The 26,260-nt window shown below is 65.0% G+C and carries 27 protein-coding genes and 2 riboswitches; of the genes, 5 read left to right on the top strand and 22 right to left on the bottom strand.

Annotated features, from left to right (window positions below; all coding sequences use genetic code 11):
- Positions 1 to 333: 333 nt before the first annotated feature.
- From gcvT to J2S96_RS04070, 3 genes are all read right to left on the bottom strand, one after another.
- Positions 334 to 1,467, bottom strand: coding sequence for a glycine cleavage system aminomethyltransferase GcvT (gene gcvT / locus J2S96_RS04080; RefSeq protein ID WP_306860164.1), 1,134 nt, complete (start codon positions 1,465 to 1,467; stop codon positions 334 to 336).
- Between the two features lie 12 nt (positions 1,468 to 1,479).
- Positions 1,480 to 4,347 carry an aminomethyl-transferring glycine dehydrogenase gene (gcvP, locus tag J2S96_RS04075; RefSeq protein WP_306860162.1) on the bottom strand — a complete coding sequence of 956 codons (2,868 nt, stop codon included), beginning with the start codon at positions 4,345 to 4,347 and terminating at the stop codon, positions 1,480 to 1,482.
- A gap of 52 nt (positions 4,348 to 4,399) precedes the next feature.
- A riboswitch (glycine riboswitch) is annotated at positions 4,400 to 4,507 on the bottom strand.
- Between the two features lies 1 nt (position 4,508).
- Positions 4,509 to 4,606: riboswitch (glycine riboswitch) on the bottom strand.
- Between the two features lie 122 nt (positions 4,607 to 4,728).
- Positions 4,729 to 5,277 carry a TetR/AcrR family transcriptional regulator gene (locus J2S96_RS04070; RefSeq protein WP_306860160.1) on the bottom strand — a complete coding sequence of 183 codons (549 nt, stop codon included), beginning with the start codon at positions 5,275 to 5,277 and terminating at the stop codon, positions 4,729 to 4,731.
- 80 nt (positions 5,278 to 5,357) lie between these two features.
- Between J2S96_RS04070 and J2S96_RS04065 the strand changes: the two genes are divergently transcribed.
- Positions 5,358 to 6,899, top strand: a complete 1,542-nt coding sequence (locus tag J2S96_RS04065) for an MFS transporter (protein ID WP_306860158.1) — start codon at positions 5,358 to 5,360, stop codon at positions 6,897 to 6,899.
- Positions 6,900 to 6,935: 36 nt separating this feature from the next.
- Here J2S96_RS04065 and J2S96_RS04060 read toward each other — a convergent pair whose 3' ends face one another.
- A complete protein-coding gene (locus J2S96_RS04060; protein ID WP_306860156.1) occupies positions 6,936 to 7,754 on the bottom strand; it encodes a sigma-70 family RNA polymerase sigma factor in 819 nt (272 codons plus the stop codon).
- 190 nt (positions 7,755 to 7,944) lie between these two features.
- Between J2S96_RS04060 and J2S96_RS04055 the strand changes: the two genes are divergently transcribed.
- Positions 7,945 to 8,547 (top strand): hypothetical protein, encoded by a 603-nt coding sequence (locus tag J2S96_RS04055; protein ID WP_306860154.1) that lies wholly within the window; start codon positions 7,945 to 7,947, stop codon positions 8,545 to 8,547.
- A gap of 9 nt (positions 8,548 to 8,556) precedes the next feature.
- Here J2S96_RS04055 and J2S96_RS04050 read toward each other — a convergent pair whose 3' ends face one another.
- The 18 genes from J2S96_RS04050 to J2S96_RS03965 form a co-directional block, all read right to left on the bottom strand.
- On the bottom strand, positions 8,557 to 8,805 hold the full coding sequence (locus J2S96_RS04050; protein WP_306860150.1) for a carbon storage regulator: 249 nt from the start codon (positions 8,803 to 8,805) through the stop codon (positions 8,557 to 8,559).
- A 4-nt stretch (positions 8,806 to 8,809) separates the two neighbouring features.
- Positions 8,810 to 9,736 carry a hypothetical protein gene (locus tag J2S96_RS04045; protein ID WP_306860149.1) on the bottom strand — a complete coding sequence of 309 codons (927 nt, stop codon included), beginning with the start codon at positions 9,734 to 9,736 and terminating at the stop codon, positions 8,810 to 8,812.
- Positions 9,714 to 11,762, bottom strand: coding sequence for a flagellar biosynthesis protein FlhA (locus J2S96_RS04040; RefSeq protein ID WP_306860148.1), 2,049 nt, complete (start codon positions 11,760 to 11,762; stop codon positions 9,714 to 9,716). The genes J2S96_RS04045 and J2S96_RS04040 overlap by 23 nt, the downstream gene beginning before the upstream one ends.
- Before the next feature lie 79 nt (positions 11,763 to 11,841).
- A complete protein-coding gene (locus J2S96_RS04035) occupies positions 11,842 to 12,945 on the bottom strand; it encodes an EscU/YscU/HrcU family type III secretion system export apparatus switch protein (RefSeq protein ID WP_306860147.1) in 1,104 nt (367 codons plus the stop codon).
- Positions 12,946 to 13,704: a flagellar biosynthetic protein FliR gene (locus J2S96_RS04030; protein WP_306860146.1), complete on the bottom strand. Its 759-nt coding sequence runs from the start codon at positions 13,702 to 13,704 to the stop codon at positions 12,946 to 12,948.
- 1 nt (position 13,705) lies between these two features.
- Entirely contained in the window at positions 13,706 to 13,981 is a 276-nt protein-coding gene (gene fliQ / locus J2S96_RS04025) for a flagellar biosynthesis protein FliQ (RefSeq protein ID WP_306860145.1), read from the bottom strand.
- Entirely contained in the window at positions 13,981 to 14,850 is an 870-nt protein-coding gene (fliP, locus tag J2S96_RS04020) for a flagellar type III secretion system pore protein FliP (protein WP_370872998.1), read from the bottom strand. Before fliP ends, fliQ begins: the two co-directional genes overlap by 1 nt.
- A 2-nt stretch (positions 14,851 to 14,852) precedes the next feature.
- Positions 14,853 to 15,356, bottom strand: coding sequence for a flagellar biosynthetic protein FliO (gene fliO / locus J2S96_RS04015; RefSeq protein ID WP_306860144.1), 504 nt, complete (start codon positions 15,354 to 15,356; stop codon positions 14,853 to 14,855).
- On the bottom strand, positions 15,357 to 16,133 hold the full coding sequence (gene fliN / locus J2S96_RS04010) for a flagellar motor switch protein FliN (protein WP_306860143.1): 777 nt from the start codon (positions 16,131 to 16,133) through the stop codon (positions 15,357 to 15,359).
- Positions 16,130 to 17,026 (bottom strand): flagellar motor switch protein FliM, encoded by an 897-nt coding sequence (locus J2S96_RS04005; protein ID WP_306860141.1) that lies wholly within the window; start codon positions 17,024 to 17,026, stop codon positions 16,130 to 16,132. Before J2S96_RS04005 ends, fliN begins: the two co-directional genes overlap by 4 nt.
- Before the next feature lie 99 nt (positions 17,027 to 17,125).
- On the bottom strand, positions 17,126 to 17,536 hold the full coding sequence (locus J2S96_RS04000) for a VOC family protein (protein ID WP_306860140.1): 411 nt from the start codon (positions 17,534 to 17,536) through the stop codon (positions 17,126 to 17,128).
- Positions 17,537 to 17,622: 86 nt separating this feature from the next.
- Positions 17,623 to 18,435 carry a molybdate ABC transporter substrate-binding protein gene (gene modA, locus J2S96_RS03995; RefSeq protein WP_306860138.1) on the bottom strand — a complete coding sequence of 271 codons (813 nt, stop codon included), beginning with the start codon at positions 18,433 to 18,435 and terminating at the stop codon, positions 17,623 to 17,625.
- Positions 18,432 to 18,842, bottom strand: a complete 411-nt coding sequence (locus J2S96_RS03990) for a TOBE domain-containing protein (protein ID WP_306860136.1) — start codon at positions 18,840 to 18,842, stop codon at positions 18,432 to 18,434. Before J2S96_RS03990 ends, modA begins: the two co-directional genes overlap by 4 nt.
- 81 nt (positions 18,843 to 18,923) lie before the next feature.
- Positions 18,924 to 19,364 (bottom strand): helix-turn-helix transcriptional regulator, encoded by a 441-nt coding sequence (locus tag J2S96_RS03985; protein WP_306860134.1) that lies wholly within the window; start codon positions 19,362 to 19,364, stop codon positions 18,924 to 18,926.
- An 81-nt stretch (positions 19,365 to 19,445) separates the two neighbouring features.
- Positions 19,446 to 20,243, bottom strand: coding sequence for an OmpA/MotB family protein (locus tag J2S96_RS03980; RefSeq protein WP_306860132.1), 798 nt, complete (start codon positions 20,241 to 20,243; stop codon positions 19,446 to 19,448).
- Positions 20,240 to 21,067 carry a motility protein A gene (locus tag J2S96_RS03975; RefSeq protein ID WP_306860130.1) on the bottom strand — a complete coding sequence of 276 codons (828 nt, stop codon included), beginning with the start codon at positions 21,065 to 21,067 and terminating at the stop codon, positions 20,240 to 20,242. The genes J2S96_RS03980 and J2S96_RS03975 overlap by 4 nt, the downstream gene beginning before the upstream one ends.
- A gap of 3 nt (positions 21,068 to 21,070) precedes the next feature.
- Positions 21,071 to 21,325, bottom strand: a complete 255-nt coding sequence (locus J2S96_RS03970; protein ID WP_306860129.1) for a flagellar FlbD family protein — start codon at positions 21,323 to 21,325, stop codon at positions 21,071 to 21,073.
- Positions 21,326 to 21,435: 110 nt separating this feature from the next.
- On the bottom strand, positions 21,436 to 22,185 hold the full coding sequence (locus tag J2S96_RS03965) for an ABC transporter permease (protein ID WP_306860127.1): 750 nt from the start codon (positions 22,183 to 22,185) through the stop codon (positions 21,436 to 21,438).
- A 215-nt stretch (positions 22,186 to 22,400) separates the two neighbouring features.
- On the opposite strand from J2S96_RS03965, the gene J2S96_RS03960 reads away from it, so the two are divergent.
- Genes J2S96_RS03960 through J2S96_RS03950 form a run of 3 tightly spaced genes read left to right on the top strand, consistent with a single transcriptional unit; the run spans position 22,401 to position 26,225 of the window.
- Positions 22,401 to 23,459 carry an iron ABC transporter substrate-binding protein gene (locus tag J2S96_RS03960; protein ID WP_306860123.1) on the top strand — a complete coding sequence of 353 codons (1,059 nt, stop codon included), beginning with the start codon at positions 22,401 to 22,403 and terminating at the stop codon, positions 23,457 to 23,459.
- A gap of 4 nt (positions 23,460 to 23,463) precedes the next feature.
- Complete coding sequence (locus J2S96_RS03955) at positions 23,464 to 25,074, top strand: ABC transporter permease (RefSeq protein ID WP_306860121.1); 1,611 nt, start codon at positions 23,464 to 23,466, stop codon at positions 25,072 to 25,074.
- The gene (locus J2S96_RS03950) at positions 25,071 to 26,225 is read left to right on the top strand and encodes an ABC transporter ATP-binding protein (protein WP_306860118.1); all 1,155 of its coding nucleotides are present in this window, start codon (positions 25,071 to 25,073) and stop codon (positions 26,223 to 26,225) included. The genes J2S96_RS03955 and J2S96_RS03950 overlap by 4 nt, the downstream gene beginning before the upstream one ends.
- Positions 26,226 to 26,260 lie beyond the last annotated feature (35 nt).

Genomic DNA, 26,260 nt, shown 5'->3' with positions numbered 1-26,260 from the left:
CGGAACCCCGCCACCCGCCGTCCGCATGTTCAGTTTTCGGGGCCGCCCGTGTTCCGGAAAAGAACGCTGGCCCTCTCGGGTTTAGTTATGGGCCAAGCTGGGGCAGGTGGCCCATCATCCAGCACCTTTGGCTTTCGAAAGCGAGCCAAAGGCACCGGACTGAAGCCGAACCCAGGTGAGCTGAGAGCCGCCGCCGGTCGGGAGGATCCGGAAGCGTGCGTCTAAGGGAGCGTCACCTCCGCGCAGCGGGCGTTTTCGCGACCGAGCACGCGGAGGATTCTTCCGGCCCGCGGCTCCCAACCACCCAACGGGAGCCGGCTCGAGCCCGAGCGCTTACTTGGCCCGCTTGTAGAAAGGCAGTGCCACGACTTCGAACGGCTCGGACTTTCCACGCAGGTCCACGTCCAAGCCAGTCCCTACTTCGGCGTGTTCGACGTCGACGTATGCCAGCGCAACAGGGTAGCCGAGGGTCGGGCTCGGCTGGCCGGAGGTTACTTCGCCGACAACTACGCCGTCCTTGAGGACCGGGTAGTGGCTGCGTCCGGCGCGGCGGCCGAGGCCCTTGAGGCCTACGAGCTTGCGGCCGCCGGTGGAACCGGCGCCCTCGGCCTTCAGGGCTTCCAGGGCGGCGCGGCCCACGAAGTCGCTTTCCTTGGCGAGCGAGACAACGGGACCCAGGCCTGCCGAGAAGGGGTTGCCTTCGCGGGAGAGCTCGTTGCCGTAGAGCGGCATGCCGGCTTCCAGGCGCAGGGAGTCGCGCGAGGCCAGGCCGGCGGGGACCAGCTCGCCGTCCTCGGCCACTGCTGCGATTGCTTGCCACAGGGCGGCAGCAGCGTCGTTGTCCACGAAGATTTCGAAGCCGTCCTCGCCTGTGTAGCCGGTGCGGGCGAGCAGCAGTTCCGTAGTGGTCCCGGCAAACGTGAAAGGCACGTCGACGGCGGCGTAGTACTTGAGTCCGGTGACGAGGGAGTGCTGCTCGGCCGGGACCAAACGGAGGAGGATTTCTTCCGCTCTCGGGCCCTGGACGGCGATCAGCGAGGTTGCCGCCGAGGCATCCTCGACGACGACGTCAAAGTTGGCTGCCCGTTGAGCCAGCGCCTCGGCAACAACCTTGGCGTTGCCGGCGTTCGGAACCACCAGGAACTTGGCCTCGCCACGACGGTACGTGATGAGGTCGTCGATGATGCCGCCGTCTTCCTGGCAGATCAGGGAGTACTTGGCCTTGCCGACCGACATGGCGGAAATCTTGCCCACCAAGGCGTAGTCAAGGAATGCCGCGGCTTCCGGGCCCGTGACCCAGACTTCGCCCATATGGGAAAGGTCGAACAGGCCTGCCGACTGGCGGACGGCGTGGTGTTCGGCCAGTTCGGAAGAGTACTTCAGGGGCATCTGCCAGCCACCGAAATCGGTGAAGGAAGCGCCGAGCTTCTTGTGCTCTTCGTAGAGCGCAGTGTAGTTCTCAGTCATCGTGGGAGTCCTTTAGTTCTCGAAGGCTTCTGTGTGGTCCTCGAACGCTTCGAGAGGCGGGCAGGAGCAGACCAGATTACGGTCGCCTGCGGCGCCGTCGATGCGGCCCACGGGTGGGAAGTACTTGTCCTGCTTGAGGTGGTGGACCGGGAAGACGGCCTGCTCGCGGGAGTACTCGCGGTTCCAGTCCGAGGAGACGACGGCCGCCGCGGTGTGCGGTGCGCGGCGCAGCGGGCTGTTCTCCACCGTGAAGTCACCGTGGGCAACCTGGTCGATTTCCTTGCGGATGGTGATCATGGCTTCGATGAACCGGTCGATCTCCCCGAGGTCCTCTGATTCGGTGGGCTCCACCATGAGCGTGCCCGCGACCGGGAACGCCAGGGTGGGGGCGTGGAAACCGTAGTCGATGAGGCGCTTGGCCACGTCCTCGGCGGTGACCCCGGTCTTGGCCGTCAGTTCGCGCAGGTCAAGGATGCACTCGTGGGCTACGAGTCCGCCTTCACCGGTGTAGAGGACGGGGAAGTACTCGTTGAGGCGCGAGGCGATGTAGTTCGCGGCAAGCAGGGCGGACTTCGTCGCCTCGGTGAGGCCTTCGCCGCCCATGAGCTTCACGTAGGCCCAGGAAATCGGCAGGACGCCGGCCGAACCGAAGCGCGAAGCCGAGATGGGCACGTCGTCGCCTTCTGCCCAGGCCGCGGCATTGCCGGGCATGAACGGGGCCAGGTGCGCCTTGGCTGCAACCGGGCCGACGCCCGGGCCACCGCCGCCGTGCGGGATGCAGAAGGTCTTGTGCAGGTTCAGGTGGGACACGTCGCCACCGAACTTGCCCGGCTGCGCCAGCCCGACCAGGGCGTTCAGGTTGGCGCCGTCGATGTACACCTGGCCGCCGGCCGCGTGCACGGAGTCGCAGACCTCGCGTACGTCGGCGTCGTATACGCCGTGCGTGGATGGATACGTGATCATGATGGCCGAGAGGACGTCCTTGTTGGCCTCGATCTTGGCCTGCAGGTCCGCGTGGTCGATCGTGCCGTCGGCAGCGGTCGCGACGACAACCACCTTCATGCCGGCCAGCACTGCGGAGGCAGCGTTGGTGCCGTGGGCCGAAGCCGGGATAAGGCAGACGTTGCGCTGGAGGTCACCGCGGGAGCGGTGGTAGCCGCGGATGGCCAGAAGGCCCGCGAGCTCGCCCTGGGAACCGGCGTTGGGCTGGATGGAGACCTGGTCGTAACCGGTGATCTCGGTCAGCTGGGATTCCAGGTCGGTAATCAGTTCACGCCAGCCCTCGGTCTGGGAATCCGGGGCGAACGGGTGGATCGAGGCGAATTCCGGCCAGGAGATGGCTTCCATCTCGGCGGTGGCGTTCAGCTTCATGGTGCACGATCCCAGCGGGATCATGGTGCGGTCCAGCGCCAGGTCGCGGTCCGAAAGCTTGCGGATGTAACGAAGCAGCTGGGTTTCGGAACGGTGGGTGTTGAACACCGGGTGCTGGAGATAGTCGGACGAACGCTCGACGGCGGCCTCCAGGGCGAAGCCCTCGGCGTCACCGGAAACAGTGGCACCAAACGCGGCGGCGACGTCTGCGACAACTGCCGTTGTGGTGGTCTCGTCAACGGAGATGCCTACGGTGTCAGCGTCGATGCCGCGCAGGTTGATGCCCTTGGCTTCGGCGGCGGCGACGATCCCGGCAGCCTTGCCGGGCACGCGGACGGTCACGGTGTCGAAGAAGCTGCCGTGCAGGACCTCAAGGCCGGCGGCCTTCAAGGACGCCGCCAGGGTGCGGGCATGGTTGTGGGCGGTTTCGGCGATCGCCTTCAGGCCATCGGGGCCGTGGTAGACGGCGTACATCGAGGACACGATGGCCAGCAATGCCTGCGCCGTGCAGATGTTGGATGTCGCCTTCTCACGGCGGATGTGCTGCTCGCGGGTCTGGAGGGCGAGGCGGTAGGCGGGGGTTCCGGCGTCGTCCTTGGAAACTCCCACGAGGCGGCCCGGCATCGAACGCTCGAGGCCCTTCTGTACGGCCATGTAGGCCGCGTGCGGGCCGCCGAAGAACAGCGGGACGCCGAAGCGCTGGGTCGAGCCGACGGCGATGTCGGCACCTTGCTCGCCCGGAGGCGTGATCAGGGTAAGGGCGAGAAGGTCCGCAGCAACCGTGACGAGCGCTCCGCGCTCCTTGGCGGCGGTGATCACGGCGGAGTGGTCGAACACCCGGCCGGAAACGCCGGGCTGCTGCAGCACAATCCCGTTGATCTCGCCGTCGGGCAGGCCTTGGGACAGGTCCGCGATCTCCACCTCAAAGCCCAGCGCCTCGGCGCGGCCCTTCACGATGGCGATGGTCTGCGGCAGGCAGTCGGCGTCGAGGACGGTCTTGCCATCATGCGCGGTCTTGTTCTTGTTCGCACGGCGCATCATCAGCACTGCTTCGGCGACGGCGGTGGCTTCGTCCAGCAGGGAGGCGTTGGCGATGGGGAGGCCCACGAGGTCCTGGACCATGGTCTGGAAGTTCAGCAGTGCCTCGAGGCGGCCTTGGGAAATTTCAGGCTGGTACGGGGTGTAGGCCGTGTACCAGGCCGGGGATTCGAGGATGTTGCGGCGGATCACCGGCGGAGTGACGGTGTCGTAATAGCCTTGGCCGATCATCTGCACGGCCGTCTTGTTCTTTGCCGCGAGCTTGCGCAGCTCGGCCAGAACCTCCACCTCGCTGAGGGCGTTTTGGAGCGTCAGCGCGACGTCCTGGCGGATGTCTTTGGGTACCGCGGTGTCCACGAGCGAATCGACACTGTCATAGCCAACAGACTTGAGCATGACGTCAATGTCTGCCTGGCGGCGGGCGCCGATATGCCGGTCAACGAACGTAGTGGAGGTTGAACTAACCGTCACGAGGGAACTCCATAAATAAGGCGGCGCATGGTGCGCCACAGCTAATCGGGTCCCTCCCCGCTCTGTATTGGACCTGAGAGTTTCCGCGGAACCGTGCTTGTGGCACTGCTCCGCTTGCACCGTCGGTGAGCACGCGTCAGCATGCTGCTTTCCAGAGTTGCCTTGCCGCGGCGGTGCATGGGCCTGAGAGATTCCTGGGGAGGATTTGCTCCTACGGCGCCTGCATCACATGACTGCAGGACTCTCCCGCCGCAGATCAGAGGCGTATTTAGTTGTGTGAATCGGTGTGCGGTGCCGGTGACGGTCACCACAACTGTTAATTGTCCTATGGACCGCCCGGGTCCGCAAATACGTCCGCGAGCCGCTCGGCTTTCCTGGCACTCAGCTACGGAGGCGTTCGACGGCGGCCAGCAGCGCATCGACGTCGGCGCTCCTCGCACTGGCCTTGACTTCCGTCTCCCCGACGCCGCCTTCAAGCATTGCGTTGAAGTAAAGCCCATCGCCCATGTACCGGACCGCCTTGGCCATCTCGGGTCCCACTTCCTTGGCGAGCACGTCAAGCCATTGTTCCTGGATCCCCGCAAAACGCCTGCGGGTTTCCTCGTGGGCTACTTCCGCCAGCCGCGTGGCCGCCACGAACACCCTGTCCAAGGGGCTGTCCGCCCACAGTGAGGTCTTGATGAAGAACGCGGCCGCGCCTTCAGGGGCCGCCTTCATTGCCTCGATGTCCAGCGCGGCGAGGCGGTCCATGCGTTCGAGCAACGAGCTGATCATGGCTTCCTTGTTTGGAAAATGGTAGAGCAATCCCCCCTTGGAGACCCCCGCACGCTTTGCGACAGCGTCCAAAGTGGCAGCCCGCTCCCCCACCTCGATCAGCAGGGCTTCAAAGGCATCCAGGACAGCGTCCCGGGCAACAGGTTTTCGCGGCATGGTGTCCATCATTCCTTAGTTCGATGCGCAGTCCGATTCTCGAGTTGAAACTATACCGTCCAGACGGTACAGTTATCGACATGTTCAGCCCGTCCACAACCCAGCACCCCCGCACCCCGTCGATCCAATCCGCCCCGTGGCGTGATTGGGCCGCCTTGGCACTCCTGATGTTCCCCGTGCTGCTGGTCGCTGTGGACAATACGGCGCTGACGTTCGCGTTGCCGGAAATCGCCAGGTCGCTGGATGTCGGGGGCGTGCAGCTGCTGTGGATCGTTGATGCCTATGCGCTGGTTCTCGCGGCCCTGCTGGTGTCCATGGGAAACCTGGGAGACAGGATCGGCCGCCGCCGCTTGCTGTTGATCGGCAGCACGGGCTTCGCCGCGGTTTCCGCGGTGACCGCTTTTGCGCCGTCCCCTGAGTGGATCATTGGAGGGCGTGCCGGCATGGGCATCTTCGGAGCCATGATCATGCCGTCCACCCTGTCCCTGATCCGCAACATCTTCCCGGATCCGAACCGCCGCCGGCTCGCCGTGGCCGTATGGGCCGCGGGATTCTCCGGCGGTGCCGCGCTCGGGCCGATCTTCGGCGGCTGGCTCGTGGAGCACTTCTGGTGGGGAGCCGTGTTCCTGGTCGTAGTGCCGCTCCTGCTCCCCCTCCTTGCTTTCGGTCCGTTCCTCATCCCCGAGTCCAAGGACCGCAACCCGGGCAGGCCGGACGTACCCAGCGTTGCGCTGTCCATCTTGACCATGGCGCCCGTCGTCTACGGGATCAAGGAGACGGCCGTGCACGGCTTGGGTCCTGGACCCGCGGCCTGCGTGGCGTTCGGCCTCGCCATGGGAATCGTCTTCGTCCGCCGGCAGCGCTCACTGGCGTCACCCATGTTGGACGTGAAACTTTTCGGGAACAAGGTCTTCAGCACGGCTATCACCGCCAACGTCCTGTCCCTGTTCTCCATGACGGGCTTCATCTACTTCTTCGCGCAGCATGTGCAACTCGTCGAAGGCCAATCCCCCATGCAGGCGGGGATCACGATGGTTCCGGCACTGCTGGCCACCATCGTGGCGGGCCTCGTGGTGGTTCCACTGGTCAAGCGGATCCGCCCTGGCCTGGTGGTGGCATCGGGGCTGGCCTTGAGCGCGGCGGGATACCTCGTGGCCGCCCTGGGCAACCACAGCCAGGGTCCGGGATACCTTTTGACGGCGCTCCTACTACTCGCCATCGGGGTTGGCTCAGCGGAGACCATCTCCAACGACCTGATCCTCGGGGCGGTTCCTGCGGACAAGGCGGGCGCGGCCTCGGCTGTCTCCGAAACGGGTTACGAACTGGGATCGTTGCTGGGCACAGCCGTGCTTGGCTCCATCCTGACATCGTCCTACCAACACCACTTGTTGCTTCCGGGCGAACTGGCCGGCCACGCGGCCGAACGCTCGCGGGAGACGCTCGCCGGAGCCATGGAGGCCGCGGCCACACTGCCCCAGCCATTGGGGGACGCCCTGACCGCCGCAGCACGTGCCGCCTTTGAATCGGGCGTCCACGTCACGGCAGCGATCGGGCTGGTACTGATGGCCGGAGCGGCAGTCCTTGCCGCCGTCGTGCTCCGCCGCGTGCCGACCGCAAAGTAGGCAAAAGCTGCACCACCGCGCTTCTAGGCGTGGAGCCTAGACAGCGCGGTTCAAGGCAGCATCCGGGGAGCTGAAAGTACGGGTGATTCCGCCCAAAGTCGCTGTGGCAAGCGTCGAAAGGTAGTCGTGCCGGCGTCGGGCAGTAATGCGCGACTGGGGCTCGAAGGATTGCTCGGGATCGTCCGCGTAATGGGCGGACAGTCCGTCCCGCATGAGGCGGATGCCCTCGGCACGCTGCTGGGAGACCGCCGCGTGCGTGGAACCGAGTTCCTCGGCGAGCTCCTTGACGGTCCGCCCCGCGAAATAGACCTCCTCGACGACGTAACGCATCTTCTCGGGCAGGGCCTCGACCGCGGCGCGGAGGTACTTGAGCCGCTCATCAGCCAGGACTGAGTGCTCCGGAGAGATCGTATCGGCGGCGACGGTGTCCACGACGACGTCGTCCAGCGGTGAGAGCGTCCGTGCCGCATCGGCCAGGGCGGCTTCCACCACACTGCGTTCGACGCCCAAGGCTGACGCGGTTTCGGCGACCGAAGGAGTACGGCCAAGGACACCGGAGAGCGTTTCCTGGACCGACATGGTTTCTTTGATGCGTTTGCGGGCAGATCGTGTGGCCCAGTCGCTGGCCCGCATCTCGTCCGCAAAGGCTCCGACGATCCGCCGACGCGCAAATGCGCCAAAGGGGACTCCGAGGGCCGGATCGAAGGAGTCTGCGGACGTTATCAACGCCAAGGACCCTACCGATGCGAAATCGTCGCGTGACAAATGAGAAGCTCTCGCGCAGAGCTCCGATACCAAATAGCCAACGAGCGGCAGGTGCTGCAGCACAAGCTCGTTGCGTTCTTCGCGATTCAAGTTAGTCCCCCCATGAGACCCGTTTATTGAGTTACAAAAGCCTGATTCCTAGGGCTTCATGGGCGAGCTGCTGAGACGATGCAACGTGCCGAAGATTACACGGAACAGACATGTATTCAGTGAACATACCACCTGAAAAATAACAATGCGTGTACGCTCATGAAAAAGATCCAAAACAGGCCTCGGAACCATGTTCCGCAGGCCACGCGGGGAATGGGGAACCGTGGGGGCGGACGAGCTATCGGCGACGCTGTGGCGCGAGCGGAGACAGCTGGAACTGCTGTTGTACCGGCTCGAAACACAGCTGCTGCACGTTCGGGCAGGCAATTGGCATTGGCTCAAATTCACCGCCGCCGACGTGGAAAAGGCACTGGAGAACCTGCGGTTCGACACGCTCGCCCGGAACATCGAGTCCTCGGCCTTGGCCATCGAATGGTGCCTGTCCGCGAACGCCACCTTGCCGAAGATCGCCTCAGTGGCCCCTCCCGGAGTCTGGCCGGAATTGCTCCAGGAACACCACCGTGAACTCGTCCTGTTGTTCAAGCAGGTCGAAACGGCAGCGGCCGCCAACGTCAACGCTCTCCAGCTGGCGCCTCAAGACGCCGGGAACCCGGAGCCCGGCCCAGTGCAGCCGAGCGACAATATCGCCACGGCGTCACCGGGAACGCTCGCGCGTGCCGGCGCGGTGGATGACGTTGCGTTCCTGACGGAAAACGCCAATATTGAGCGGGCCCTGGCCGTGACGAGGGATTGCTCCCTGCCTCTCCTCGCGGAGTTCCTGGGCCTGGCTTAGAAGCCGGGCCTACTCCTTGCGTGGCTGCCGGACAGGCGGGCGCAGCCCGGCAACGAGCTCCTCGGCATCGGGGCCGGCCTGGGCAGCAGCGAGGTTGGCCGCGGCGATCGCCTCAACGACTTCGCGACGCTGGATGGACACGCCGCGGGGCGCCTCGATCCCGATCCGCACGCCGTCGCCGCGGCCTTCCATGACGGTGATGACTATGTCCTCACCAATCATGATCTGTTCGCCCGGCTTGCGTGTCAGTACCAGCATCCCCTCAATCTACCTTTCCGAGCACTGCAACGCGGGCTGGCTTGCCGTCCACCCACCCGATGGGGAGGCCGAGTCCGTTGACCGTCTCGGGACTTCCGGTCTCCGACGCGCCGAAAACAGCAAGGGCATCAACGAGGACACGCTCGGCGGCCAGCGCGGTAGTCAGCGCCCGTACCCATGCCGCAGTGTCTTCGGCCTTCCGTCCGGCGTCAGCAGCGAGCCACAACTGGTCCGGGGCCAGGGCCGCGATGGCCGCCGCATGCGTCGCGGCTTCGCCCGGCCTGCCGAGCCCATAGGCCACCAGCACGGTTTGGCCGGTGAGCACGGCTTGGGCTCGCGCCGCAGTCGCGCCCTGGCGCCCCGCCACGTGAAGGTGCCCGAAAGCGGTCAACGCTCCGGCTGTCCGCACGTCGGAACCGCCCTCAGCGATGGACATGTCCAGTGCCGGTCCCAAAGCGGCGTCGCCCAGGCCAACCACGATGATGAGGTTGCCGCTGCCGGCTAGCGGAACAGGTACCGGCACTGGAACAGCGTGCCCGACGGCGGAGCCCGGCGCTTCGAACTCCTTTCCTAGCTGCTCCAACATCCCGGCGAAATCCGGGGAGGCAGTTGAAACAACTGCGGCGGACACACCTTCGGAGGGCCGGTGCAGGTCCATCTCGGCCGCGTCGGCTTGCTCCAGGAGCGCGGCGATGGCGGGTCCCTGCAAAGCGTGCGCAGGGCCGCCTGGGATGAGGCTTGTGCCACCTGCCGGGACCTCGATGGTGGCCTCGTAGCGGTTTGCCGCGAAGAGCCCGGCGATCCCCGGATTGGTGACTTTCTCGGCCGAGACGATGCGCGCCCCGGGACCGTACTGCTGCTCGGCCTTCACCCGGATGGCCTCCAGGGATGCGCCTTTGAGCTGGTATCTAGGACTGTATTGCTTCGGCATGGCGGACCACCCCCACGGTTTCGATCTGGATGTTTGCGGACGTCACTTCGCGGTAGGACAACACGGGAACACCGCCGTCGGCAGCTGCCACGAGACGCCGGACCGCCGGCCGGAGCGCCGGAGCGCAGACCAGGACGGCTTGCCGTCCTGCATTGGCTGCGGCCTCCACCGACGTCTGTACGGAGGCCAGGACGGCGTCCAAGCGAGCTTGGTTCATGACGATCTGGGTACCCCCTTCGGCCGGTCGCATGTCCTCGAGCATGGACTGTTCCAGGAGCGGATCGATCATGACCACGTTGAGCACCGTGCCGTCCAGGAACTTGGCTGCGAGCGCTGGTCCCAGGGACTGCCGGGCGGTTTCGATCAGGCCCTCGGGCTCGGTGGAAACCTTGGCCCTCAGGGCGAGTGCTTCGTAAATGCGCGGAAGATCGTTGATGGGGACCTGTTCTTCAAGGAGGCCCTGTAGCACGCGCTGCACCTCGGCAAGGGACATCAGCCCGGGGATGAGTTCCTCGACGGCGGCAGGGCTCTGCTTGCGCAAGCCTTCCGTCAGAACCCTGACGTCCTCGCGGGTGAGGAGCCTTGCGGCGTTGGCGGTGACAATCGACGACAAGTGGGTCACCAGCACCGAAACCCGGTCGATCACGGTTGCCCCGGTCATTTCCGCACTGTGGCGCATCTCGGCTGGAATCCATTTTCCGGCAAGCCCGAAGACCGGTTCCACCGTGGACGTACCGGGCAGCGCGTCGAGGTAATCACCGAGGGCAAGCAGCCTGCCCGACGGCGCCGTGCCGCGTCCCGCTTCCACACCGGCAATCCGGATGGCATAGGTGGCCGGGGGCAGCTCGACGTTGTCGCGGGTGCGGACGGGCGGAATCACGATCCCCAGCTCCATGGCGATCTTGTGGCGCAGGGAACGGACACGGGCCAGCAGGTCGTCCGAGGCGCCGGAGACCATGTCCACCAGGTCCGGCGCCAACAGGATCTCGACGGGGTGGACGCGCATGTCCTGCATGAGCCGCTCGTTGGGGTCTTCTTCGGACCGTTGGGTGGCAGCTTCCTCGGCGTCCTCAATCTCGAGCTGCTTCTTCTGCTGCGCCGCGAGTCGCCTGGAAGCGATCAGCAAAAGGGCGCCTACCAGCAGGAACGGCAGGATGGGCATGCCGGGGATGAGGGCCATGGCCGCCGCGGCTACTCCCGCAATCAGCAAGGCATTGGGCGACTGCATGAGCTGCGACGAGGCCGTGCGGCCCATGTCTTCCTCGGCGTTGGACCGGGTGACGATCATACCCGTGGACACGGCCATGAGGAGGGCCGGGATCTGGGTGACGAGCCCATCGCCCATCGTCAGCAGGCCAAAGGAGTTCAGGGCATCGCCAACATTCATGCCGCGCTGCAGCACGCCGATGGCAATGCCGCCAACGAAGTTGATGATGATAATGATGATGCCCGCGATCGCATCGCCCTTGACGAACTTCGAGGCACCGTCCATGGCGCCGTAAAAGTCCGCCTCGGCGGACACTTCCGCGCGGCGCTTGCGGGCCTGGGCGTCCGTGATGAGGCCGGCGTTGAGGTCTGCGTCGATGGCCATTTGCTTGCCGGGCATGGCATCCAGGGTGAACCGTGCCCCCACCTCGGCCACGCGTTCGGCGCCTTTGGTGACCACGACGAACTGGATGACCACCAGGATCAGGAACACCACGGCCCCGATGATCATGGAGCCGCCCACAGTGACCTTGCCGAACGCGTCGATCACTTGGCCGGCGAATCCTTGCCCCAGCACCAGTCGGGTGGATGCGACGTTGAGCCCCAGGCGGAACAGCGTAGCCACGAGGAGCAAGGACGGGAAGACGGAGAAATCCAGGGGCTTCTTGACGAACATGCTGGTGAGCAGGACCAACAGGGCGAGCAGGATGTTGCAGACGATCAGGAAGTCCAGCAGCGGCGCCGGAACGGGAACCACCAGCAGCAGCACGATGCCCACGATTCCCACCGGCACGGTGAGCCTGGCGGATCTGTTGTTCATAGCGATGTCCTGTCCGGGGTGGCGTGGTTGGGGGGTGCAGTTTGAGGGGTGCCGTTCGTGCGGAGGCCAGGGAGCCGGCTCATGCGGGCGCTCCGGCGACGGTTCCGGCCAGGCCAGGCAGGCGGCGCATTCCGCGTGCCGCTCCCCTGGCCTTGAGCGACATCACGAACGCCAGGACTCCGGCCACGGCCCGGTACAGCTCCACGGGGATCTCCTGGCCCAGATCGCAGGCCGAGTGCAGTGCCCTGGCCAGCGGGATGTCCTGGACCATCGGGACGGATCTCGCCTCCGCCTCCTCCCTGATACGGGCAGCGATCACCCCGGCTCCCTTGGCCACCACGCGCGGTGCCGCTTTGCCGGCGTCGTACTTCAGTGCAACGGCGACATGCGTCGGGTTGACGATCACGACGTCGGCGTCCGCGATCGCGCCGATCATGCGGTTCCGGCTCATGCTCAATTGGCGCGAGCGGCGCTGGGACTTGATGAGGGGATCGCCGTCGCTGTTCTTGCTTTCGTCCTTGATTTCCTTTTTGGACATGCGCGTCTTCTTGCGGTTGCGGCGCATGACCACGAAGATGTCCGCGGAAGCCAGGACCAGGCCCGCGAGCACGGCGAACTGGATCAACGAGCCGATGCCCCCTGCCGCTGCCGCGAGGATGCCTGACACGGGCAGTCCCCCGGCAGTGAGGAGCACCGGGATGAGGCCCTGCACTACCGCGTAGAGGACCAGCCCGACGACGGCGGTCTTCAGTAGAGCCTTCAGCCCACCCCACAGTGCTTGGCCGCCGAAGACGCGTTTGAGTCCGCTGACAAGGTTGAAGTGTTCGAACTCGGCGCGGAACTTCTTGAAGTGGATACCGCCTTGCACCGCGGATCCGGCCAGCACCACCACCATGACCACCACGAACAGAGGTCCCAGTACCTGGGCCAAAGAACCGAACCCGGCTTCAAGTGCTGCCACGGCCTTGGCGGGTTCGGGGTCCGCGATCACGCCGCGGACGGTGAACAGCTGGTCCGCTGCCGCGTTCGAGGCACGCTCGATGGTGGACGGGATCATGGCCGCCGCGGATCCGACAGCGAGCCAGGCGGTGAGGTCCTGCGAGCGGGAAAGCTGCCCTTTGGACCTGACTTCCCGCATCCGTTTGTCGGTGGCTTGCTCGGTTTTCTCCTGTGAATCCGACACTCAGCCCACCCCCATCAGGGTGTTCGCCGCCTGCTCGGCGAACATGGCAACGAGACGGGGCAGTGCGAGGAACAGGAACCCCGCGAGCGCGAGGGTGATGAAGACCTTAAGGGGAAAGCCCATGGCGAAGGCGTTCAGGGCCGGCGCCACGCGGGTGAGGAGCCCCAGCCCGATGTCGGCGAGTACCAGCACCACCAGCAAAGGCCCGGCGATTTGCACCGCGGATAGGAACATCCCCGTGACAGCCGAAATCATGGCGTGCACGGGCTGTGCCATGTCCAGCCCTCCGGCCAGTGGCAAGGCGGTGAAACTCCCGGTCAGGCCGCCGATCACCAGCTGGTAGCCGTCCGACGCGAAAAGCAGCGCCATGGCGGCCATCTGCATCAGACGGGTGAATTGGGCGCCGTTGATCATCATCTGGGGATCGAAGCCCTGGGCCATCTGGAATCCGCTGAAGAGGTCTATCAGGCTGCCGGCGGATTGGACGGCCGCGAAGACGAGGAGAACGAGGAAGCCGAGGACCACGCCTGTCACGAGCTCAAGGACCACGGCCGTGATGAACCCTGCGGTGTCCTTGGAGGTGTAGCCCACGGAGAGCCGTTGGGAGACTGCCAGCCCCAAACCGATCCCAAGCATCGCTTTGACGCGCAGCGGGATTGCTTGGTGCGCGAACGGCGGGGCCACCACCAAGAAGGCCGTCATCCGGACGGAAGCCAACAACAGGACTTCAAGCCAGGACTGGTTGAAGGGAAGCTCCACTTCACGCTCCGCCGATCAGGCCGGGTATCCGGGCAAAGAGCTCGCTGGTGAAGGAGACCGCCTCGGTGATCATCCAATGCCCGCACACCACCAGGGCCACAGCCACGGCAACTGCCTTGGGCACGAAGGAGAGGGTGGCTTCCTGCAGCTGGGTGATGGACTGCAGCAGGGAAATAGCGAGGCCCACCACCAGCGCGGTGATCAAGGCAGGCGCGGCAAGCTTGGCCGCAAGAATCAGGGCCTGGAGGCAAATGTCCAGGACTGCGTTCGTATCCATCAGCCGCTCGAATAACTCTGGATCAAGGCGGTGATCACCAGTCCCCAGCCGTCCACCAGGATGAACAGCAGGATCTTGAAGGGCAGGGAGATCATCACGGGCGGAAGCATCATCATGCCCATGGACATGAGCGCGGCCGAGACAACGAGGTCGATCACCAGGAACGGGATGAAAATGACGAAACCGATGATGAACGCCGCCCGGAGTTCGGAGATCATGAACGCCGGGATGAGGGTCTGTAACGGGACCGATTGCGGGTTTGCCGGGTTATCGAGCTTGGCAGCCCTGGTCATGAGGGCAATGTCTTCTTGGCGGGTGTGCGCCACCATGAAGTGCTGGAGTGGCGCGGATCCGGCGGAAACGGCTCCATTGAAGTCCAGCGTCCCGTTCAGGTAGGGCTGGATGCCGACGTTGTTGATCTCCGAAATCACGGGCCACATCACGAACAGGGACAGGAAGAGCGCCAGCCCGGCCAGCACTTGGTTGGGCGGGATGGACGGTAGGGACAAGGCGTTGCGGGTCATGGCCAGCACCACGAAGATCTTGGTGAACGAGGTCATCATGAGCAGCAGGGCAGGAGCGACGGAGAGCAGCGTGATCCCGATCAAAGTCACCACCGCGGTGGACGGCTTTCCGTCCAGCCCGTTGATGTTGATGCTGACGTTGCCGCTGGAGGGTTGGGCCGGCGCGGTGGGGACCGCGGGCGCGGTAGGTGGCGTCGGGCTGACCGGTGCCGCATGCCCTGCGGATGCGCCCAGCCACAGGAACAGGGCCGTCAGCAACACGACGCAGAGCACCGCTGGAAGCGTCCTGCGCACGGCGAGCGATCTCCTGCCGGTGCGGAGGGCATCGGCAGGCCCAAGAGTCAGGATCAATTCCGGCGTCCCCTGATGGCCTCGGCAGCCTGCCGCCAAGTGGAACCGGCAAGGATGGAACCGTGCATGGGCTGGGCTTTGTCCAGCCCGCTGCGTCGGTGGATCTCGCTGCGGCGGGTGAGTCCGCTGCCTTGGAGTGCGGCGGCTGGGGGCATGTTGTCGGGAAGCGGCGTGCCACCGGCGTCGCGGAAGATGTCCGCGAAGCTCTCAGGTGCCTCCGCCGTCGTGCTTTCCGGAAGTTCCATCGGCACGTCCCCGCTGTGCAGGACGTTGATGGCGTGCTCGGTGACGCCCAGCAGGAAGCGCTTGTCACCGGCGTCGACCACCACCACAGAGGCCTTTTGGCCGACAGCCTGCCGGCTGACCACCGTCAGGGTCGTGTTGGCCCGGCGTCGGCCTTTGGCTTTGCCTTTGAGAAGACGGCGCTGCAGTACCCAAATGAGTCCCAGCACCGCACCCAGGGCCACCAGCACGCGCAGCCCGAGGATGAGCGAATCCATCTAGTAAATTCCCTCGGCGACGTCCAGGATGCGGGTGATGCGCACCGCGTAGTCCTGGTCCACGACGACGACTTCGCCGTGCGCGATCAGGCGGCCGTTGAGGAGGACATCCGCGGGCGCACCGGCCGAACGGTCCAGTTCGATCACTTTGCCCGGTTCCAGGGCGAGGGCGTCGCGCACGGACATGCGGGTGCGGCCGATTTCCACGGTGAGGGCCATTTCGACGTTGCTGATCAGTCCAAGGCGGGACGAAGCCGCCTCGGGCTGGGGCCGCCGCGGGGCAGTGGTGTCCTGCACGGTCCCGTGTTCGCGGACCCGGACGGCGAACCAGCCGAACGCCTGCCCGCCGTCCATCGCGTGCGGCTGGCGCAGTTCAAAAACCGCGGTTTCCGGATCGGACAGCAGCCCGGAGCCGTCTTCCTCGCGCAACTCCCCCAGCACGCCGGCATCGAACGCCTCAGCTGCGTGTTCCATCGCCGGACGCAAGATGTCGACGCCCGACACGACGCTGCCGGACCCCACTCCGGCGGGCAGGCCGCCTTGGGATGCGGCGCCGGTCAACCCGCCACCGGCGGCGGCCAGGAATGAACGGTCCGTGAGGATGAGTGCGAAGTCCGCGGTCACGGCACCCACGAAAGTGGCCGTGACCGCGAGCGGCGCGTACGACGCGGCGGCCTGGGGCGGGACAATCCCGGAGACCTGCAGCGTGGCAGGAGTCGGCAGTTGCATTGCGAGACGTTCCGCCGCGGACTCGTGCAGGGTCAGGGTGATGCTCATCGCTGGTTCTCCTCGATTGTGACGATGACGGCGGCTGCACGGGAGCCGTTGCGGGCCGGTGCTGCGGTGGCCAGGCGCGTGCCGTTGATGGCGACGTCGAAGGGCCTGTTCTCCAGGTGTGGCAGCGGAATGACGTCCCCGACGGCGAGGCCCAGGATCTGCGCCGGCGTGACCGGAGTGGGGCTCAACTGGATGGCTATGTCTACCGGCACCTGGGTGACCTGGGCGCGGACCAGCGCCTCGGCGTCGCCGCTGTGAACAGTGGGATTCACGTCGCCGAGCCCGGAAAGGAGGATGTCCGCGGGAATCGCGAGACTGGCCGTCGCAAGGCTTTCGCCCACCTTCACGGTGAATGAGGCCACGATCATGAGTTCCGCCGGAGCCGCAGCCTGGGCGAACTGGGAGTTGTACTGGATGACGTCCATGCGCACAGGGGTGGTCAGCAGGGCGCCAAGCGAATAGCTCAGGTCCTCCAGTCCGTCTTCCACCATGCGGCTGATGAGGGCCTGCTCGATCTGGGTGAACTTCCGATCCGGGACGGCCGACTCGCTGGCCCCGCCCAGCATGCGGGTGACCCAGGACAATGCGGCCGTGGCAGGAAACTGCATGACCAGCCGCGATTCGGTGCCCTCAATGCGGCACAGCACCATCGAGGTGACCGAAGGGAGTGACGCGGCATATTCGTCGTAGCTCTGCATGATGAGCTGCTCAAGGGTCGCGGTGGATTTCACGCGGACCTTGGCTGTGAGCTGCGTTCCCCATTGGCGGGCGAACGTCTCGAAAGCCACTTCCAGGACGCGGCTGTGCTGGCGCGGCAGGGTCGTAGGCCTGCGGAAGTCGTAGACGTCCACGGTCCGCTGCCGTCCCGCCGATTGATCTTCCTGTTCACTCACGGTTGCCACTATCGGCAACGAAAGTGCGGGCGTAAGGGACGAGTTTCCGGGCGGCCGGTGCGTGTGGCCCGGGGCCACACCCACCGGCCCGGGCGCAAGCTACGCGGCCGGCGCCTGGTTGATCCTCACCATGTTTCCCGAAGGATCGCGGAAGGCGCAGTCGCGGGGACCCCATGGCTGGTCGATCGGCTCCTGCATGACCTCTGCGCCCGAGGCCCTGACCTTCTCGAAGAGCGTGTCGACGTCGTCAGTGCGGAAGACGATCGGGCCCAGGACCCCCTTGGTGACCAGTTCCTGGAGGGCGTCGCCGTCGGCCTTGGACCGGCCAGCATGGGGTTCGGAAAGCACGATTTCAACGCCCGGCTGCTCGGAGCTGCCGAGCGTCACCCAACGGAATCCGCCTTGCGCGACGTCATTGAGAACCTCGAGGCCGAGGGCATCCCGGTAGAAGGTAAGTGCTTCGTCAGGATCGTTGACAGTGATTTGTGAGTACTGCAGTGAAATAGTCATGGCAATGACGCTAGTCCGCGGTGCCCGCAAGCGCTTCTCGAATCCTGCTCTCTTCGTTCTGAAGGTTTATGGCGTTCCGAAATGGTTTATGGCGTTCCGAAACCGGCGTCGCCGAGAACTTTCCTGCCTTCGCTTCCCGTCACCAAAGCGATGAAGGCGGCGGCCAGATCCTTGTTCTTGCTGGTGCCGACGGTGCCGATCGGGTAGGTGTTGACAGCCTTGTCCGACTCGGCGAAAGCGATTCCCTTGACCTTATCCCCGGCGCCCTTGACGTCGGTGACGTAGACGAGTCCGGCGTCCGCTTCCCCGGAGGCGACCTTGCCCAGGACATCAGTCACGGAAGACTCCTCACTAACCGGTTTGAGGACCGTGCCGGTGGCCTTTTCGATGGTCTGGGCTGCGGAGCCGCAGGGTACTTGGCTGGCGCACACAACCACCTTGACCCCCGGCTTGGCCAGGTCCGCGAAGGAACGGATGGACGCCGGATTGGACGGCGGGACGGCAATGCTCAGGACGTTGGTGGCGAAGTTCTTGGCCGGTCCGTCGAGCAGGTTGGCGTCAGAGAGCTTGGCCATGTTCTTCGTATCTGCCGAGGCGAAGACGTCCGCCGGCGCGCCCTGGGTGATCTGCGTGACAAGGTCTGAAGACCCTGCGAAGCTCAGGGCGACTTTGGTGCCCGGGTTCGTGGCCTCGAATTCGCCGGCCAGCTTGGTGAACGTCGCCTTCAGCGAGGCAGCCGCGTAAACCGTCACTGTACCGGTGAGCCTTGGCGTTTCGCTGGCGCTGGCCGATCCGCTGCTCGCGGTGCCCGCGGGGCTGCCCGTACCGCAGCCGGTGGTGCCGGCCGCGAGGGCGCCGGCAACGAGCAGCGCGGCGACACGCGTGCGGGTGATCCTCATATGGTGCTCTTTCCCTGGGGTGTTTCGATGATGACCGTGGTTGCCTTGACCACGGCTGTGGCGACCGAGCCGAGTTCGAGCCCGAGTTCCCGGACGGCCTCGGTGCTCATGAGCGATACGACGCGGAAGGGACCGCACTGCAGTTCCACCTGGGCCATGACCTTGTCGGCGGTGATGCCGGTAACCAGTCCGACGAAGCGGTTGCGTGCCGAGCGGCCCACCCGGGTGGGATCCTCAGGCAACTGGGCCTGGTCCCGCGCGACGTGGGCAAGCTCCAGCCCATCCACCGCCAGACGGCCGGAATCATCCTTGACCGGCGTCAGGGTGCCGTTCTCGGTCCAGCGCCGGACGGTGTCGTCACTGACGCCCAGGAACCGGGCTGCTTCAGATACGCGAATATTGGGCATGGCTTCAGAATAACCCTCACATGCGGCCACAACGGCACGTGTCTTCCGCAAAGCAAATATGACCTGCAATTCAGGGTTTAGTCAGTCCGCGGCGACAGCGAGCGCCTCCCGACGCTTGTTCGCTTCGCTCCGGGTGGGCCGGGTGCGTATCTTCGCCACGCACGCCGGCATGGCAACCACGGCCAAGTGCTCGCGTGCGCGGTATGTGCTCGGAGGCACGCCCACGAGTTCGGTGAAACGCGAACTGAAGGAGCCAAGTGACGTACAACCGACCTCCATGCACGCGTCGGTCACAGTCATTCCTGCGCGCAGGAGCGCCATCGCGCGCTCGATGCGGCGGGTCATGAGGTAGTTGTAAGGTGTCTCCCCGTAGGCCGCGCGGAACTGGCGCGAGAAGTGCGCCGGCGACATGAAGGCATGGCTGGCCATGGTGGGTACGTCGAGGGGCTTGGCGTACTCGCGGTCGATTAGGTCGCGGGCCCGGCGCAGGTACGTGAGCCTGGCGATGTCTTCCGGGGTCATGCCACGAGGGTACCTCGGCACGCCGGCCATTTCCACGGATTCCGACGCCGCCCCGCCACCGCCCGGAGCAAGCTCGCCGCCCTAGTGGCCGCCGGCCCTCGCTTTGAGTGCCTCTGGGATCAGGGCGCGGACGACTTCGGGCTTATCCGAGAGGACGACGACGTCGACCCTGCGGTTGAGCTCCATCAGGGCCTCGGTGGAATCGTCGTTGACCTGCCGGGCGGATCCGAACGCGACGGCGCCGATGTGCCCTGCCGAAATGCCTTCATGGTCGACGAGGTACCTGAGGACGTTGACGGAGCGCGCCGAAGACAGCTCCCACGTGGAGGGGTACGAGGTGATCCCGTTGGCGGCGTGGCCTTCCACCATGATTTCAAGGGCCGCCTTGGCCATGGTCGGACCGATCATGCCAAGGACCTGGCTCGCGCGGGACGTGAGCTCAGGCCGGTCGGGTTCGAAGAAGGTCTGGGATCCTACGAGTTTCACGGTGAGTCCGCGTTCGTTGATCTGGAACTGCACATTGGCCCCCAGCCCCGCGGCGTCGAGCTTCGATTTCATCTCGTCCCGCAAAGCGGTGAGCCGGTCCGCTTCCTTGAGTGCGAGGTCCAGGTTGGAGAATCCCTGGGCGTCGGCGTTTGTGTATTCCGGAGGAACGACCGTCCCGGTGGCGGTGTCCACCTTCTGGCTGACCACCGCGCCGAAACCCGTGGCCAGCGAATTGCGGAGTTTGTCGAATTTGGCCTGGTCCACCGTGGACATTGCAAAGAGCACGATGAACATACACATGAGCACCGTGACCATATCCATGTAGGAAGCCATCCAGCGTTCGTCGACGTGTTCTTCCGCCGGAGGTGAACTGCGGCGGCGCCTGGACCTCATGCGGCCTTGGACGAAGCGAATTTGCCGGGGCGGGCATCGTCGTCGTCGTTCTTTGTTGCCGTTTTCGCCTTGCCGAGCCTGTCCGGGGGAACCATGGCGCGAAGCCGCTCGGCGAGCAGGAGGGGCTGGGTCCCGTTCTGGACCGCCAATATGCCTTCCATCAGGAGGGTCATGCGTTCGATCTCGAGCTCGGACAGCCGCTTGAGCCTCGAGCTGAACGGCAGCCAGATGAAGTTCGCGGACAACAAACCCCAGAGGGTCGCCACGAAAGCGGAGGCGATCATCGGCCCCAGGTGATCGGGGGAAGAGAGGTTCTCAAGGACGTGGGTCAGGGATACCACTGTGCCGATAATGCCGATGGTCGGCGCGTAGCCGCCCAGGCTGGCGAAGAATTTGGCAGAGACGTGGTCGCTGCGCATCTTGGAGTCGATCTCGTCTTCCATGAGGATGCGCAGCTCCTCGGCGTCCGTGCCGTCGGCGATGTTCTGCAGGGCGCGGGCCAGGAAGGGATCCTTCTCCTCCGTGGCTGCCTCTTCGAGGGAGAGGAGGCCCTCGCTCCGCGCCTTCTCGGCAAAGCCGATCAGTTGGTCGATGCTTTCCTGCGGCTTGTCGGTCTTTCCCTTGAACGCCTTGGGGAGGTCTTTGAACGCCCGGAGGGTATCGCGGAATGTGTTCCCGGCCAGGCCCACGGCCAAGGTGGCGCCGAAGACCAGGACCATGGGCGCGGGAAGCAGGAGGGCCATGAGGTTGGCGTCTTCGAGGGTCACCATGGCCACAACCGAGCCGAACGCCAGGAACAGGCCGATTATTGTCGAGGGATCCATGGTTTACCTTCCGTCCGCGTCCGGTGTGCGCACGAGGCTCAGGGGATAGCCCGTCACTGTGGGGAGATCCTGTGCCCGCCGAAGAATATAGGCCCGGTAGTTCGCAATCAGTTCCACGACCTCAGCGAGGTTTTCCCGCACAACGTACGTAGCGCCGTCGAGGGTCACCAGGTGGGTGTCCGGGCTTTCGTGGATCCGTTCAATGATGTCCGGATTCACGGCAAAGCGGGTGCCGTTCAGGCGGGTGACTACGATCATGGGCTGTTTCTGCTTTAGCTAGGGAGGCGCTGGTAGGAGGCGGTGCAGTTCCTACTGTCGGCCGGAGGCGCGCCCGCGTTAGCTTGCCGTCCATTCCGCGTCCCGCGGTGTCAGCGCAGCGTTGCTGGACGCACGCGCATTGGCGCGAGGATTCCGATGATCATGACGGCGGTCATTGCACCTGCGGCCATGATCGCCGCGAGCACCACGATCTGGAAGCGGCCGGCCTCAAAAGGAGAAACCCCACCGAAGATGGCCCCGACGAACGCCCCGGGGAGGGTGACAAGTCCCGTCGTCTTGGTTTGATCGGTTGACGGGATAAGGGCCGAATACACGGTGCGTCGAGCGAGATCGAGCGTTGCTTGCCTCGGCGACGCGCCGAGCGCGAGCCAACCTTCGACCTCCTCCCAATGCTCGTAGACCGACTCCTTAAAGCGCCGTCCGGCCAGGACTGCGATGGTCATGCCGTTGCCGATGACGATCCCGCCAATCGCGAGCGCGTAACGGGGAGTGAACGCGATGGCACCTGTCGCAAAAATCACGGCAAGTGTTACGCCGATTCCCGCTGCCATGGAGCCGCTGACCAAGCCCAAGTGGGGCAGGCTCCAGCCAATCCGGCGGGTGGCACTTATCGCGGCTACCGCAAACATCACCAGAAGCGCTGCCGCCACCCAAAGCGGGCTGGTGATCACGCCACCCAGGACAAAGCTGATCGCGGCGAGCTGCACGGCTCCGCGGAGGATGGCCAGCGCAGGCGCAAAAGGGTGGGGCGTCCGGAACACCAGGAGCAGCGCGAGGGTGGCCGCCATCAGGACGCCGACCCCGAGGAACGTCGGCAGGACTTCGGCGAGACCGGGCATGGAGCCAGCTTATCCACTGCCGCAAGGCACCGACTCAAGCGGCGACACGCCCTCTTCGCCTATTAGGGCACAGAAACCTTGCGTAATACATGTGATTCCGGTCACGATGGCACATTCTGGATGGCAATTTAGGTATGGCTAACCTAAAGTTTCAAGCTGTGAGCCCGCATTTCCTTCCCCGGGCTCCTAGGACTTGCTCGCAGAAAGTAGCCCTCATGAAGACTCGCGCCAAAGCGCTGGCAGGCATTGCCCTCGCCGCCACCACCGCCCTCGCCCTCACCGCTTGCGGTAATGGGACCGCCTCGCCTGCGGCCGCCGGTTCAGCCTCCGGAGACAACAAAGTGGCTGGCGAAATCACTGTCTACAATGCCCAGCACGACACCCTGACCAAGGAATGGGTAGACGCGTTCACCAAGGAGACCGGCGTCAAGGTCACCGTTCGCCAAGGTTCCGATACCGAACTTTCGAACCAGATCATCCAGGAAGGCGCGGCGTCCCCGGCCGACGTCTTCCTCACGGAGAACTCCCCCGCCATGGCCCAGGTTGAGAACGCCGGCCTTTTCGCCGACATCGACAAGGCCACTGTGGACCAGGTCCCGGCCGCGTACCGCCCGTCCACCAACAAGTGGACCGGTATCGCCGCCCGCTCCACCGTGCTGGTCTACGACAAGACCAAGATCAGCGACGACAAGCTGCCCAAGTCCATGCTGGACCTGGCCAAGCCCGAGTGGAAGGGCCGGTGGGCTGCTTCGCCGTCGGGCGCCGACTTCCAAGCGATCGTTGCGGCGCTCCTCGAACAGAAGGGCGAGGCCGCCACCACTGAGTGGCTCAAGGGCATGAAGGAGAACTTCAAGGCATACAAGGGCAACAGCACCGCCATGAAGGCAGTCAACGCCGGCGAAGTCGACGCAGCGTTGATCTACCACTATTACTACTACGGCGACCAGGCCAAGACCGGCGAGAACTCCAACAAGGTCACCCCGTATTTCTTCAAGAACCAGGACCCGGGCGCTTTCCTGTCCGTCTCCGGTGGAGGCGTCCTGAAATCCTCCAAGAACTCCGCGGCTGCCCAGGCATTCATCAAGTTCATCACCGGCAAGAAGGGCCAGGAAGTCCTCAAGAACGGCACCTCCTACGAATACGCCATCGCTTCCAACGTGGACTCGAACGCTAAACTCGTTCCCATCAAGGATCTGCAAGCTCCCACCGTGGATCCGGCCAAATTGAACTCCGCAAAGGTCACCGACCTGATGACCAAGGCAGGACTGCTGTAATTCTGTGACCTCTGATCTATCGGCTCGCATCTCTTCGGACACCCCGGAAGCTTCAGCGGGCACGACGACGGCGGGCAGGGGCAAGCGCCCCCGCCCGCCATTCGGCGTTTCCGCACTATCCGTCCTGGCAGTGCTGATCGCGCTGTTTTCGCTCATCCCGCTGGGTTACGTCGCTTACATGACGGCCGCGACCGGGTGGGACACCGCCCGCGCGCTCATCTTCAGGCCGCGCGTTGGCGAGCTGCTCCTCAACACCGTCATGCTCGTGGTCTTCACGGTGCCGATATGCCTGGTGTTGGGAGTTGGCGGCGCATGGCTCGTGGAGCGGACCAGGCTGCGGGGGCATCGTTGGTGGGCCGTGGCCTTGGCAGCCCCGCTGGCCATCCCGGCGTTCGTCAACAGCTATGCGTGGGTAACCGCGGTTCCCTCCCTCGAGGGCATCTGGTCCGGCGTGCTCATCGCCACGCTTTCCTATTTCCCCCTCGTCTACATTCCTGCCGCAGCAACCCTGGGGCGCCTTGACCCCGCGATTGAGCAGTCCGCGGCGTCCCTTGGCCTGGGTCCGTGGGCGATCTTCTTCCGGGTGGTCCTGCCGCAACTACGGATCGCAATGACGGGTGGCGCACTCCTGGTGTCGCTGCACCTGTTGGCCGAATACGGCGCGTTCGCGATGATCCGCTTCGACACGTTCACCACCGCGATCATGACCCAGTTCCAATCCACCTTCAACGGCACGGCCGGGAACATGCTGGCGAGCGTCCTGGTGTTCTTCTGCCTCATCCTGCTTCTCGCGGAAGTCAGGAGCCGCGGCAGCGCGCGCTATGCCCGCGTGGGTTCGGGCGCCCAGGCCAAGCCGGGCAGGCTGCCCCTGCGGCACTACCAGATTCCGTCCCAGCTAGCCTTGCTTGCCCTCACCGTCCTGGCCTTCGGATTGCCGATCTTCTTTGTCCTGCGCTGGGTTGTGGCGGGAGGCGCCCGCGTCTGGTCAGCCGATGAATTCCTTCCGGCGCTGCTCCAGACCCTCGCTTACGGCACCGTTGGCGCCGCGGCGACAATCGTCGTCGGCTTCCCCATGGCCTATCTGGCCGTGCGGCACCCCAGCTGGTTCAGCAAGATGCTGGAACTCTCCAATTACGTCACCAGTTCCCTGCCGGGCATCGTGGTGGGCCTCGCCTTCGTGACTGTCAGCATCCGGTTGGTGCCTGGGCTCTACCAGACCTCCGGGGTCCTGATTGCTGCGTATGTGTTGTTGTTCCTCCCGCGGGCACTGGTCAACATTCGCTCCGGACTGGCCCAGGCCCCCAAGGAACTCGACGAAGCCGCGCAATCGCTCGGCAAGGCCCCGTTGGTGTCCTTCCTGAAAGTAACGCTGCGACTCACCGCACCGGCCGCCGCCGGCGGGGCGGCGCTGGTGTTCCTCGCCATCGTCAACGAGCTGACGGCAACGCTGCTGCTATCGCCCAACGGCACGCACACCCTGGCCACCGAATTCTGGAGCAAGAGCAGCGAGATCGACTACGCGGGCGCGGCACCCTACGCCCTGCTCATGATCTTGTTGTCCGCCCCCATGACGTACCTGCTTTTCCAACAGTCCAAGAAAGTAGCCGGACAGTGACCGAACAATCCCCCTCAAGGCTTCCGTCACCGCGCGTAGCGGCTTCGGTGGCTCCCAGCACCAACACGCATCTGGACATCGCCGAGGCCACCAAGAACTTCGGCTCGCAGGCCGTGCTGAAGGGCGTGAACCTCTCCGTGGCCAAGGGCGGTACCACCGCCATCGTCGGGCCTTCCGGATCCGGCAAGACCACCCTGTTGCGCCTGATCGCCGGCTTTGAGCACCCGGACACCGGCTCCATCAGCCTCAACGGAAACAAGGTGGCCGGGGACGGAATCTGGGTGCCTGCCCACAAGCGGCACGTCGGCTATGTTGCCCAGGACGGAGCGCTTTTCCCGCACCTTACCGTGGGGCAGAACGTCGCGTTCGGGCTGGACAAAGCAGCGCTCGACGGCGGCCGCCGCGCCGTGAAGACGCGCGTCCAGCAATTGCTCGAGATGGTTTCCCTCGATCCCGACATGGCGAAGAGGCGCCCCCACCAGCTCTCCGGAGGCCAGCAGCAACGGGTGGCTCTCGCCCGCGCCCTGGCCCGTGAGCCGCAACTCATGCTGCTCGACGAGCCGTTCTCCGCGCTCGACGCCGGCCTCCGCGTCGCCACCCGGCGAGCCGTAGCGAAAGTGCTGAACGAAGCCGGGGTCACCACTATCCTTGTGACGCACGATCAGGCCGAGGCCCTGTCCTTCGCCGATCAAGTGGCGATCATGCGCGGCGGCAAACTTGCGCAGATCGGCAATCCGTTCGTGGTGTACACGCGTCCTGCGGACCGGGCAACGGCCGAATTCCTCGGTGATGCGGTCATCCTGGACGCCTGGATGGAAGGCTCCCTGGCCACTTGTTCACTGGGCGGCATCCCTGTGCGCCGTCCCCCGGCACAGGGCCTCGTGCAGTTGATGCTCCGCCCGGAACAGATCCGGATAGCTCCGGATGGCCCCATCCGCGGCGTCGTTGTCGACACCGACTACTTCGGCCCGGAGACCACGGTGCGAATCAAGCTCGCTCCGCGCGTTGCAGCCGAAGGTGCCGCCCGGACCTACCCAGGGGGCGGCGAGGTCATAACCATCCGCCACTGGAACGCATCTATCACCAGGCCCGGTACTGAACTGTGCCTCCGCGTGGTGGGCGAAGGCGTAGCGTTCCCGATGGAGGATTAGGCCGGCGCCATGATGCCCATAGCACGCCGCATCGC

It is taken from the genome of Arthrobacter bambusae (genome assembly GCF_030812595.1).
GTDB lineage: Bacteria > Actinomycetota > Actinomycetes > Actinomycetales > Micrococcaceae > Arthrobacter > Arthrobacter bambusae_B.
Note: the sequence above shows the minus strand (reverse complement) of the source record. Positions and strands in the feature narration are given on the sequence as shown.

What these genes read in the sequence shown, in the direction of transcription:
- gcvT (WP_306860164.1), bottom strand. Translation starts at nt 1,467, where the DNA reads ATGACTGAGAACTACACTGCGCTCTACGAAGAGCACAAGAAGCTCGGC.
- J2S96_RS04070 (WP_306860160.1), bottom strand. Translation starts at nt 5,277, where the DNA reads ATGCCGCGAAAACCTGTTGCCCGGGACGCTGTCCTGGATGCCTTTGAA.
- J2S96_RS04065 (WP_306860158.1), top strand. Translation starts at nt 5,358, where the DNA reads ATGTTCAGCCCGTCCACAACCCAGCACCCCCGCACCCCGTCGATCCAA.
- J2S96_RS04055 (WP_306860154.1), top strand. Translation starts at nt 7,945, where the DNA reads ATGTTCCGCAGGCCACGCGGGGAATGGGGAACCGTGGGGGCGGACGAG.
- J2S96_RS04050 (WP_306860150.1), bottom strand. Translation starts at nt 8,805, where the DNA reads ATGCTGGTACTGACACGCAAGCCGGGCGAACAGATCATGATTGGTGAG.
- J2S96_RS04045 (WP_306860149.1), bottom strand. Translation starts at nt 9,736, where the DNA reads ATGCCGAAGCAATACAGTCCTAGATACCAGCTCAAAGGCGCATCCCTG.
- J2S96_RS04040 (WP_306860148.1), bottom strand. Translation starts at nt 11,762, where the DNA reads ATGAACAACAGATCCGCCAGGCTCACCGTGCCGGTGGGAATCGTGGGC.
- fliQ (WP_306860145.1), bottom strand. Translation starts at nt 13,981, where the DNA reads ATGGATACGAACGCAGTCCTGGACATTTGCCTCCAGGCCCTGATTCTT.
- fliO (WP_306860144.1), bottom strand. Translation starts at nt 15,356, where the DNA reads ATGGATTCGCTCATCCTCGGGCTGCGCGTGCTGGTGGCCCTGGGTGCG.
- fliN (WP_306860143.1), bottom strand. Translation starts at nt 16,133, where the DNA reads ATGAGCATCACCCTGACCCTGCACGAGTCCGCGGCGGAACGTCTCGCA.
- J2S96_RS04000 (WP_306860140.1), bottom strand. Translation starts at nt 17,536, where the DNA reads ATGACTATTTCACTGCAGTACTCACAAATCACTGTCAACGATCCTGAC.
- modA (WP_306860138.1), bottom strand. Translation starts at nt 18,435, where the DNA reads ATGAGGATCACCCGCACGCGTGTCGCCGCGCTGCTCGTTGCCGGCGCC.
- J2S96_RS03990 (WP_306860136.1), bottom strand. Translation starts at nt 18,842, where the DNA reads ATGCCCAATATTCGCGTATCTGAAGCAGCCCGGTTCCTGGGCGTCAGT.
- J2S96_RS03985 (WP_306860134.1), bottom strand. Translation starts at nt 19,364, where the DNA reads ATGACCCCGGAAGACATCGCCAGGCTCACGTACCTGCGCCGGGCCCGC.
- J2S96_RS03980 (WP_306860132.1), bottom strand. Translation starts at nt 20,243, where the DNA reads ATGAGGTCCAGGCGCCGCCGCAGTTCACCTCCGGCGGAAGAACACGTC.
- J2S96_RS03975 (WP_306860130.1), bottom strand. Translation starts at nt 21,067, where the DNA reads ATGGATCCCTCGACAATAATCGGCCTGTTCCTGGCGTTCGGCTCGGTT.
- J2S96_RS03970 (WP_306860129.1), bottom strand. Translation starts at nt 21,325, where the DNA reads ATGATCGTAGTCACCCGCCTGAACGGCACCCGCTTTGCCGTGAATCCG.
- J2S96_RS03965 (WP_306860127.1), bottom strand. Translation starts at nt 22,185, where the DNA reads ATGCCCGGTCTCGCCGAAGTCCTGCCGACGTTCCTCGGGGTCGGCGTC.
- J2S96_RS03960 (WP_306860123.1), top strand. Translation starts at nt 22,401, where the DNA reads ATGAAGACTCGCGCCAAAGCGCTGGCAGGCATTGCCCTCGCCGCCACC.